Origin of the sequence: Bradyrhizobium sp., assembly GCF_030693485.1 — a bacterium.
In the GTDB taxonomy this organism is placed as follows: Bacteria; Pseudomonadota; Alphaproteobacteria; order Rhizobiales; family Xanthobacteraceae; genus Bradyrhizobium.
This window is the reverse complement of sequence record NZ_JAUYAN010000267.1, coordinates 1-9,353: the sequence shown is the minus strand read 5'-3', so window position 1 is coordinate 9,353 and position 9,353 is coordinate 1. Positions and strand designations below refer to the sequence as shown.

The following is a 9,353-nucleotide window of genomic DNA, read 5'->3' as shown; positions in this document are numbered from 1 at the left end:
TAGTAATAGGTGCCGTTGATCTCGATCGAGGTCAGCTTCGACGCCGCGTATTCCAGCTCCTTCGCCTGCGTCAGCTTCTCCGGATAAAACACCCCGCGCCACGGCGCAAAGGTCCATCCGCCGATGCCGATATAGATATGGCCGGCGTTCTTCGAAGCGCTCTTGGGGGATTTGGTCACGGGTTGAACTCATCAAGCAACGGGACAATGAAGCTGCCGGTGCAATCTACTGAAGCCGGCCGCACTTGGCCACCCGCGCAGAAGAGAGGCCCCGGAAAACCGGAGCCTCTTCCTTCATACAAGCTGCATCGGGGCAGGGCAGGCACCGTAAAATTCAGCGCGCAGCCGGGATCACCTGGGCCACGGCGCCCTCAAACGTCTGCTTGGCGAGGCCGCTGTAGAGTTCGCGGATCTTCTGCGCATCCATCACGAAGGTCTCATAAGCCTGCTTGGCGAATTCGGTCTGGATTTCGATCGCCTTGTCGAGCGAGCGGACACCTGCGAGCTTCTCGACGAACGACTTGGTCTGTTCGAACGATTTCCGGGTGTACTCGCCATAGGCCAGCGCGATGGTTTGCATGTCGATCGAAGCTGCGTCGGCCGGCGCCGCGGCACTGGCCGGGAAGGCGTCGGGGGCGGCTGCGGCCGGCGGTGCGGCGATGGTTGCCGTGACGGGCCTGAGGGCAGCAGCCGGCGGCGCGGACTTCAGGCTCAAGGCCGGCGCGTGATCCGGCTTCTGGCTTCGCGCCGGATCGGGCTTTCGGGCCGGCTGGCCGGGCTTGCCGCCGGGCTTGTTCTGCTTCGATTTGGACATGCAGGAAATCTCCATTGCTGTAGTTTCAGACGGCCGGCACGAATCGGCCATGGTTGCGTGGAAATGGCGCTTGCGGCTTGTTCCCAGCGGGGCGCTGGTGTGTTGGCATCAAGAATCGGGAACCCGGCCGTCTTGTGCGCCTGCGCCGCCAAGCTAGGATGGGCGATGGCTGACGAGTTCGAACAGCAGCTTGGGCGCATCGAGCATGCGGTCGCCGAAGTCGCCCTGGCGGTGCAAAGACTTCGCGACGATCAGGCGGCCGCAAGGGAGGCCGCCGGCGGTGACATCAACCAGCGGCTGAGGCGCTTTCTGGAGCGGAAGAAACGGGCTTAAGGTGGCGGCGGGGACGGACGGCCCGTGCGGATCAGCCGGGCTTGGCGGGCGATCAGGGAAGCAGCGGAATGGACACGGAAGCGATCGCAAAAATACTGGGCGGCATCATCGTCGCCGTCGTTCTGGTGGCGGCGGTCGTGTTCGGGCCGATCGGGCAGGGCGGCAAGCCGGCCAAAGAGGTTCAAACGATCCAGCCACCGAAGGCCGCGGTTCCCGCCGCGCCCGTCGTCCGGGGGCCGGTGGTGCGTGATGTGCCGCAGTAAGCCTGTTTCCCGGGGATGGGACGGGCCCCTTGCGCAACGGCCTGATCGTTCCTATCTTGTCTCTAACGGCGACGTCGACGCTTCATAGCTCCGGCGCTGGGACGACCACTCAATAGTCAGGCAGCGCCGGATGTACGCGCGCCCTCTGTTGGTGGTCGTTGGCATTTTAGGGGCTGTTTTGGCCGATTTTGCCGCTCCGAGCGCTGATTTCTGTCCTGGCGCCCCGGTTCCCTTGGCTTCCCCCGGCGCTGCGGATATACGCTGGCGGCATGAATGAAGTCGTCAGACCGGGCCCCGAAACCCCGCCGCAATCGATTGTGGCGCCTCAGCTTTCGGTTATCGTGCCCACCTTCAACGAGCGTGACAATGTCACCACGCTGTACCGGCGGCTGGAGGCGACGTTCGCCGGCATCGCCTGGGAAGTGGTGTTCGTCGACGACAATTCTCCGGATGGAACCTGGGATGTGGTGCGCGGCCTGGCGCGGATGGATCACCGCGTCCGCTGCATCCGGCGGATCGGGCGGCGCGGCCTGTCCGGCGCCTGCATCGAGGGCATCCTGGCCGCGAGCGCGCCCTACGCCGCGGTGATCGACGCCGATTTGCAGCATGACGAGACCCAACTGCCGAAGATGCTGGCGCTGCTGCAAGGCGGTGAATTCGATCTCGTGGTCGGCAGCCGCTACATCGAAGGTGGCAGCGCCGACAGCTTTGACAAGCAGCGGGCGGGCGCCAGCCAGCTCGCCACCGAAGTGGCCAAACGGGTGTTGAAGGTGAAAATCGCCGATCCGATGAGCGGCTTCTTCATGATCCGCCGCGATCGCTTCGAGCAACTGGCGCCGCAGCTCTCGACGCAGGGCTTCAAGATCCTGCTCGATATCGTCGCCACCGCGCGCGGCGAATTGCGGGTGAAGGAAATTCCGTTCACCTTCGGCACCAGGATACATGGCGAGAGCAAGCTCGATTCCATGGTCGCGCTGGATTTCCTGGGCCTGGTGCTGGCGAAGCTGACCCATGACGTGGTGTCGCTGCGGTTCTTGATGTTCGCGATGGTCGGCACCCTCGGCCTCATCGTGCATCTGACGACGTTGTTCGTGGCGCACAAGGTTCTCGACGTTCCGTTTGCCGAGGCGCAGGCGGCCGGCGCGCTGGTCGCCATGACCTCCAATTTCATCCTGAACAATTTTCTCACCTATCGCGACCAGCGGCTGAAGGGCTTTGGCATCCTGTGGGGTCTGCTGCTGTTTTACCTGGTCTGCGGTGTCGGCCTCGTCGCCAATGTCGGCGTCGCGTTTTCGGTCTACGATCAGGAATGGAACTGGTGGGTAGCCGGGGCGGCGGGCGCGCTGATGGGCGTGGTGTGGAATTACGCGATGTCCGGGCTGCTGGTCTGGCGCAAGCGATGATCGTAAAATGAGTGCGAACGACGCGCGCCTCGCCCGCAACACGGTTCTCACGGTGCTGGCGCTGGTGGCGCTGCGGCTGGCCGCCGCCGGCTGGACGCCGCTGACGTTCGACGAAGCCTATTACTGGATGTGGTCGAAACATCTCGCCGGTGGCTACTACGATCATCCGCCCGCCGTCGCTTACGTGATCCGTGCCGGCACCATGATCGCCGGCGACACCGAACTCGGGGTGCGGCTGGCGTCGATCCTGCTGGCGCTGCCGATGAGCTTTGCGGTGTATCGCGCCGCGGCGATCCTGTTCGGCGGCGTCCGGGTGGCTGCCACCGCCACCATCCTGCTCAACGTCACCATGATGGCCGCGGTCGGCACCATGATCGTGACGCCGGATGCGCCGCTGCTGGTGGCCTCGAGTTTCGTGCTGCTGTTTCTCGCCAAGGTGCTGGAGACCGGGCGCGGCGCATGGTGGCTCGCGGTCGGCGCCGCGGTCGGTATCGCCTTGCTGTCGAAATACACGGCGCTGTTTTTCGGCCTGGCGATTCTGATCTGGCTGGTGGCGGTGCCGAAGCTGCGGCGCTGGCTGATCTCGCCATGGCCCTATCTCGGCGGGCTGGTGGCGCTGGCGGTGTTTGCGCCGGTGATTCTCTGGAACGCCGATCACCAATGGGTCTCCTTCCTCAAGCAGATGTTCGGCCGCGCCCGATTTGAGAATTTCAGGCCGGCCTTCATCGCCGAGCTGATTCCGACCCAGATCGCGTTCGCAACGCCGCTGGTTTTCATTCTCGGCGCCATGGGGCTTCACGCCCTGGCCTGGCGCACTACCGGCGCGTTCGCCGCCCGCATGCTCGTCAACACGATGTTCTGGACCATCGTGGCGTATTTCGTCTGGCATTCGCTGCACGCCCGCGTCGAGGCCAACTGGTTCGCGCCGGTCTATCCGGCGTTGGCAATATCGGCCGCGGTGGCCGCCCACCTCACGCGGTGGGACAGGCAGCGCCAGCGCCTCGCCGATTTCTGCTTGCGCTGGGCCTCGCCGGTGGGAGTTGCGCTGTTTGCGTTCCTGATCGTGCAGGCCAATACCGGCATACTCACCGGCTACCGCCGCGACGCCACCGTGCGCAGCGTCGGCGTCGGCTGGCGCGAACTGGCCGCTGCGATCGAAGCGGTGCGATTGCGCACCGGCGCGACCTGCGTGCTGGCGCCGGATTACGGCACCACCAGCTGGCTCGCCTTCTATCTGCCGAAGGGAACTTGCGTCGTGCAGCCGACCCAGCGCATTCGCTGGGTCAACATGCCCGAACCGTCTCCGGCGCAATTGTCCGGCAAACTGTTGTTCGTCGGCGATGCGCGGCAAGGTGCGGGGTCCTATCAGATGGAAAATTTTGTTGGCGTCGAGCGGGTAGCCGAACTCACCCGCAAGCGCGGACCGCTGGTGATCGAAACCTATGGGATCGATCTGCTCGAGAGCCCGAAAGGCAGCGTGCTCGACCGCTCGCCGCCGCCGGAGCTGGAGTAGGGGAGACGCGACGGCGCTTATGCACACTCGTCATACCCCGCGAAGGCGGGTATCCAATAGCGTGCTATCGCGGATTATCACTGACGTCTCTGGAGTACTGGATCGCCCGCCGGAGTATCTCATCGGGCGGCGCTGCTGGCCGATTGGATCGAGCTTCGCCGCCACTTCGAGCGCGTTGCGGAACAGCGCCGTGCGCTGCCGCAACCAGGCATTTCTGGGGCGGCGAGATGAATGGCGCATCGTCCGATCCCGGACAGGATCCGCGCGGCGCGCCGGATCCGATGCCGCTATGGACCATTCTCGACGTGACGCCGGAAGGGCGCGGCACCGGCTGATATCCGAAGTTGAACTACTGATGCGGAACTCGCGAAAAATCCCGCGTAAACACGGGGCCGCTGCATCGCATCGGCCTCGTGTGGTTTGCATGCCCCACATCCGCCCGCACTTAATCTGCATTTAACTAAAAGTCGCCCTAATGACGCTCCGCACCTCTGCGAGAAGCTGCATCGAAAATCGTGATGCGGTGCTGCGAAGAGGAACTCAGTGGAAGTTGTCTGGATACGAGGCGAATGAGTTACAGTACGAGTGCGTCCAGGCAAGTCGCGGCCAGGAACCATCGGCGTTCATCGCGTAAAGCCAATGCTAACCATATTTTCAGCGGCGTCGCGGTCGCCGGCCTGGTGCTGGGCTGCGCCTGGACTGTTCATGCCAATGTTTTCGGCGCCAGCATTTATCCGACCATGGCCGGCGGAAACTTCGATGCGCCGGTGATTCCGCAGAAGCAGTCGGTGGCGGCGCGGACTCCGCAGGCCATCGTCAACCATGTGTTCGCGGCGCTGCCTGAACCTGCGCCGGTCATCGCCGCGCCCGCGACGATCGAATCTGTCACGTCACTGGCGTTCAACGACCGTTTTGGAGCTGCCGCAGCGCAGGGCCTAGCGCCAGCGCCGCAGGCCGCGACCATGCAACTGGCTTCGGCGTCATCTTCCGTAGAAGTCGCGATGCCGGGCGAAGTGCCGAAATTGCTCGAAGCCGCCAAACCGAAACAGGCGTCACAACCGCCGACCCAGGTTGCCGCTCTCACACCGGCAGCCGCCGAGGCAAAGCCGGCCCGAGGCACGGGGGCTGCCGTCAAGGACATGGCGCAGCGAGCCAAGGCCGCGGTGATGTCGATCGGCTCCGACAAGCCCAACATGGTCGAAAAACTGTGGGGCAAGGAACCGGCGTCGCGATCGTTGCTGTCCTATGCTTCCGCCGACGTCAGCGCAACCGGCAGCCTGCCGAAGCTGCAGAACCCGATGCTCGGCGGATCGGCGCCCTATGATCGCGAGACCGCGGTCTACGATATCGCGGCGCGCAAGGTCTATCTGCCTGACGGCACCGTGCTGGAGGCGCATTCCGGGCTCGGCGCCAAGAAGGACGATGTGCGCTATGCCCATGTGCGAATGCAGGGCGTGACCCCGCCGCACATCTACGACCTCAAGCCGCGCGAGGCGCTGTTCCACGGCGTGCCGGCGCTGCGGCTGACGCCGATCGGCGGCCAGGACAAGATCTTCAACCGCGACGGTCTGCTGGCGCATACCTATATGCTCGGCCCCGGCGGCGATTCCAACGGCTGCATCTCGTTCAAGGACTACTACGCTTTCCTCGACGCCTACCGCAAGGGCGGCATCCGGCGGATCGCGGTGGTGGCGAAGGTGGAGTGAGCGGGAGGATCGCCTTCACGCCACCTGGCGCGGCACGATCTTCTTGTAACTGGGTGTTCTCCGCCTGGAGTGATCGTGCGCGGCTTGCAGGTTCCACCGGAGGTGCGGAAATTGCGCCCAGCAGGATCGCGATACCCGAAGTGAGGTCGCTGGTTGCCGCCTCCTACACGCGGAATCCATCAACCGTGAATGTTGCCAAATATCGTGGCATCAAACAGGACAACAGGCCCCGACCCGGGTAGGTCAGGGCCGTCAGTCGAACACCATCAGTTGACGACTTTGGGCATCTTGACAATCGTGCCGTTCGGGGGAGGCCGGTCGCCAGCCTTGATCTTCGCACAGATCTTGTCACCGCAATACGCGATCTCGTTGATGGTTTCGCATTCTCTCCAGCAAGCGTTACCGAACCCGTCTTTACCCATGTCTTTCCTCCATGCGTGAGCGGGGGTAGTGGCAACAACTATTAGCCCAGCAATCATCAAGCCTACTTTCAAGCGCATGGTCCTTGGACTTTCTTCGGCATCAGCCGATTTGGCTCGCAGTGGAAGTTTTTCTACACAGCGCTCTTTCCGTTGTGAAAGATAGCTGCATATTCGTTGGTGGGGGTTGTTGCGGGTTTGGTTCGCACATTGCCAAAAGATAATGAGCGGGATTGAGCGGCAACAGTTCTTCCGTCGACGCAGCCAGTTTGGACGTCAGCAATCGTCGCTTCGGAAGCTTCATGAAGCGCGAAAGCGGTATGCGGGCAGTGCTGGATCCTGCGGAGCAGCGCGAACGTCAGCGCTTCTGGTACACCGCCAGCGTCTTGAAGTCGCCGACGCGAGTCACCGGCGCTTCCTTTTCCCATTGGGCGACGATCGGCCGGGCTTTTTCGAACGCTATCGACTTGGTGTAGAACAGGATATGCCCGCCGGGCCTGGTCTTTGCGGTGAAGATGTCGAGCAGACCGCGGTCGTCGACGCCGCCATATTCGGCGCTGGCGGTGTTCGGAAAGAAAAACTCGCACAGGTGCACCATCGTCACCACGTCGAAGTCCGGCAACAATTGCGGATTGGTGAGGTAGATGTCGCCGAAATAGGCGACGTAGCGTTTCGCCACCTTCGAATTGCCGGCGACCAGCTTCACGTAGGCCTCGTATTCCTCGATCGACGCCGTAATTCCGAACACCATGTTGCCGGACCCGTTCTGGGCTTGCTCCTTGCCGATCACGTGATGGGTGCCGGTGCCGAAGTGGTAGATGAGCTTGTTCCTGATCCCGTTTTCCGCGAGCCAGTCGTTGACGTGCACGTCGCACGGACAGATGTCGACATGCAGGTCCCACTTGTCGGTCCAGTAGTTCAGGGCGGCCATCTTCGGTTTCTCCTTCCAGAAATCATACGGCGCGCGCGGCGGCACGCGGCGGCGGTTTGGTCACGACGGCAACGCCATGCTCAAGATGGATTGCACGTTCGTGCAGGTGACCGAGCAGTGCGGCGCGGCCGATGGAGATGACGATCGCTTGCGGCAGTCGCTCGGCCAGAAGCCGATAGAGTGCGTCGATGTCTCCTTCCTCCAGCGCCGAGACCGGCTCGTCGAGCAGCAGGATGTCGGGCTTTGCCAGCAGCGCGCGCGCAAAGGCGACGCGCTGCTGCTCGCCGCCGGCCAGCACCGCCGGCCAATCGGATTCCTCATCGAGCCGGTCGCACAAATGTGCGAGTCCAACCGCGCGCAGCGCGTCGCGGATCGCATCATCGTCGGCATGCTCGACCAGCGTCGGATAGGCGATCGCCTGGCGCAGCGAGCCCAGCGGAAAGTAGGCGCGCTGCGGCAGCGAGAACACTCTTGCGTTCTCCGGCAGGCTTATTGCGCCCTCGCCGAGCGGCCACAGACCGGACAGTGCGCGGATGAAGCTCGACTTGCCGGCGCCGGAGGCGCCGGCGACCAGAAGCCGTTCGCCGGACGACAGCTCGAGCGCATCGAACGACATCATCGCTGCCCCCGACGGCAGCCGCAGCACCAGCTCATCGACCTGCAGCCCCTCGCCCGTTCGCGAGGTCACGTCAATCGCCGTCTCGCGAGCGCGATGAACATCGACAGCGGTCATTGCCGCCTCGAACTGGGCGACACGGTCCATCACCGCCTTCCATTCGGCGATCTTGCTGTAGGCGCTGATGCAATAGGCCAGCGCTCCCTCGACATTCTGGAACGCCTGCGCCGTCTGGACCAGGGCGCCGAGCGTAATCGCACCGGAGAGATAGGCCGGCGTCACCACCAGGATCGGAAATACCGTCGACATGCGCGCGTAGCCGGCGATAAAGCCGACCAGGCCGCTCTGGCGGTTGGCAAGTCTCGTCCAGTTGCGCACGAGGTTGCCGAAGCGCTGGCGCAGCTCGCGGCGCTCCACTGCCTCGCCGCCCATCAGCGCCACCGGTTCGGACTGGTCGGTCGCTCGTGCAATGGCGAAGCGGAAATCCGCCTCGTAGCGCTGCTGGCTGAAGTTGAGCGGGATCAGCGGCCGGCCGATCAGGTGCGTGAACAGCGTGCCGATCACGGCATAGGATGCGGCGACGACGATCAGCCAGCCGGCGAAGGCGAAATTGCCGCCGAATAGCGGCAGGGGTGTCGTCGCCGACAGGAACCAGAGGATCGCCACGAACGAGACAATGGTGACAACACTGCCGATCAGCGAGGTGAACAGCTCGTGGGTGCGGGTGAGGAAGATCAGCACGTCGCTGGCGATGCGCAGGTGGATGTTGTCGACATCAGGCTCGACCAGACGTACGCGATAGTGTCGGCCGTGCGCCATCCACATAGCCACATAGCGTTCGGTGAGCCATCGCCGCCAGCGGATGATCAGCCGCTGACCTAGGAAATATTGCAGCGTGCCGGCGACGACGGCGGCGAGCGCGATGACGCAGAACACCGCCAGCTCCAGCTGGGCCGCACTCCAGTCGCGGCCCTCCAGCGCATTGAAGAAGCGCTTGTTCCACTCGTTGACGGCGACGAGGATCGCAACGAGGCCGAGTTCGACGACGACGATGCCGGCGAGCAGCGCGCCGGCGATCCAGCGGTCCTCGGACCGGAAATACGGCAAGGCCAGCGAAAAGAATGTACGCGCCGTGCGCGCAGCGGCCCTCATGGACGGGGAGCTTCCCTTCATGCGCGACCGCGGCCTCGACGAGACCGTTGACGCCTTTCATCCGAGGCCTTGCAGTTTCTCGCTTGCGCTTGATCTCCTCACGGCGGCAGCCCCCTGCGCCGGTGCGGATTTTTGCGTCTCGACACGGCCGTGAGGCCGGCATGACCGCGCCATTATGTGACGGGATCACAGGGGGTCAATTCG

At 63.7% G+C, this 9,353-nt stretch carries 10 protein-coding genes and 1 pseudogene; 6 read left to right on the top strand and 5 right to left on the bottom strand.

From position 1 onward, the window contains the following. The coding region (locus Q8N40_RS19500; RefSeq protein WP_371135750.1) for a DUF72 domain-containing protein at positions 1 to 179 on the bottom strand (179 nt) is incomplete at its 3' end. 154 nt (positions 180 to 333) lie between these two features. After that, complete coding sequence (locus tag Q8N40_RS19495) at positions 334 to 660, bottom strand: phasin family protein (protein ID WP_305318631.1); 327 nt, start codon at positions 658 to 660, stop codon at positions 334 to 336. 318 nt (positions 661 to 978) lie between these two features. On the opposite strand from Q8N40_RS19495, the gene Q8N40_RS19490 reads away from it, so the two are divergent. From Q8N40_RS19490 to Q8N40_RS19465, 6 genes and pseudogenes are all read left to right on the top strand, one after another. Beyond that, complete coding sequence (locus Q8N40_RS19490) at positions 979 to 1,146, top strand: hypothetical protein (protein WP_305318624.1); 168 nt, start codon at positions 979 to 981, stop codon at positions 1,144 to 1,146. Positions 1,147 to 1,214: 68 nt separating this feature from the next. Further along, positions 1,215 to 1,409 (top strand): hypothetical protein, encoded by a 195-nt coding sequence (locus Q8N40_RS19485; protein ID WP_305318625.1) that lies wholly within the window; start codon positions 1,215 to 1,217, stop codon positions 1,407 to 1,409. A 269-nt stretch (positions 1,410 to 1,678) separates the two neighbouring features. Beyond that, on the top strand, positions 1,679 to 2,812 hold the full coding sequence (locus Q8N40_RS19480) for a glycosyltransferase family 2 protein (RefSeq protein ID WP_305712959.1): 1,134 nt from the start codon (positions 1,679 to 1,681) through the stop codon (positions 2,810 to 2,812). 7 nt (positions 2,813 to 2,819) lie between these two features. After that, positions 2,820 to 4,325: a glycosyltransferase family 39 protein gene (locus Q8N40_RS19475; protein ID WP_305712958.1), complete on the top strand. Its 1,506-nt coding sequence runs from the start codon at positions 2,820 to 2,822 to the stop codon at positions 4,323 to 4,325. Between the two features lie 206 nt (positions 4,326 to 4,531). Beyond that, positions 4,532 to 4,660, top strand: a pseudogene (locus Q8N40_RS19470) (DUF899 domain-containing protein); the annotation flags it as partial. A 234-nt stretch (positions 4,661 to 4,894) separates the two neighbouring features. After that, on the top strand, positions 4,895 to 6,031 hold the full coding sequence (locus Q8N40_RS19465) for a DUF2778 domain-containing protein (protein WP_305712957.1): 1,137 nt from the start codon (positions 4,895 to 4,897) through the stop codon (positions 6,029 to 6,031). A 266-nt stretch (positions 6,032 to 6,297) separates the two neighbouring features. On the opposite strand, the gene Q8N40_RS19460 is transcribed toward Q8N40_RS19465, so the two are convergent. The 3 genes from Q8N40_RS19460 to Q8N40_RS19450 form a co-directional block, all read right to left on the bottom strand. Continuing rightward, positions 6,298 to 6,453: a hypothetical protein gene (locus tag Q8N40_RS19460; RefSeq protein WP_305712956.1), complete on the bottom strand. Its 156-nt coding sequence runs from the start codon at positions 6,451 to 6,453 to the stop codon at positions 6,298 to 6,300. A gap of 355 nt (positions 6,454 to 6,808) precedes the next feature. After that, complete coding sequence (locus tag Q8N40_RS19455) at positions 6,809 to 7,381, bottom strand: hypothetical protein (RefSeq protein WP_305712955.1); 573 nt, start codon at positions 7,379 to 7,381, stop codon at positions 6,809 to 6,811. 22 nt (positions 7,382 to 7,403) lie between these two features. Then, on the bottom strand, positions 7,404 to 9,149 hold the full coding sequence (locus Q8N40_RS19450; protein WP_305712954.1) for an ABC transporter ATP-binding protein/permease: 1,746 nt from the start codon (positions 9,147 to 9,149) through the stop codon (positions 7,404 to 7,406). Positions 9,150 to 9,353 lie beyond the last annotated feature (204 nt).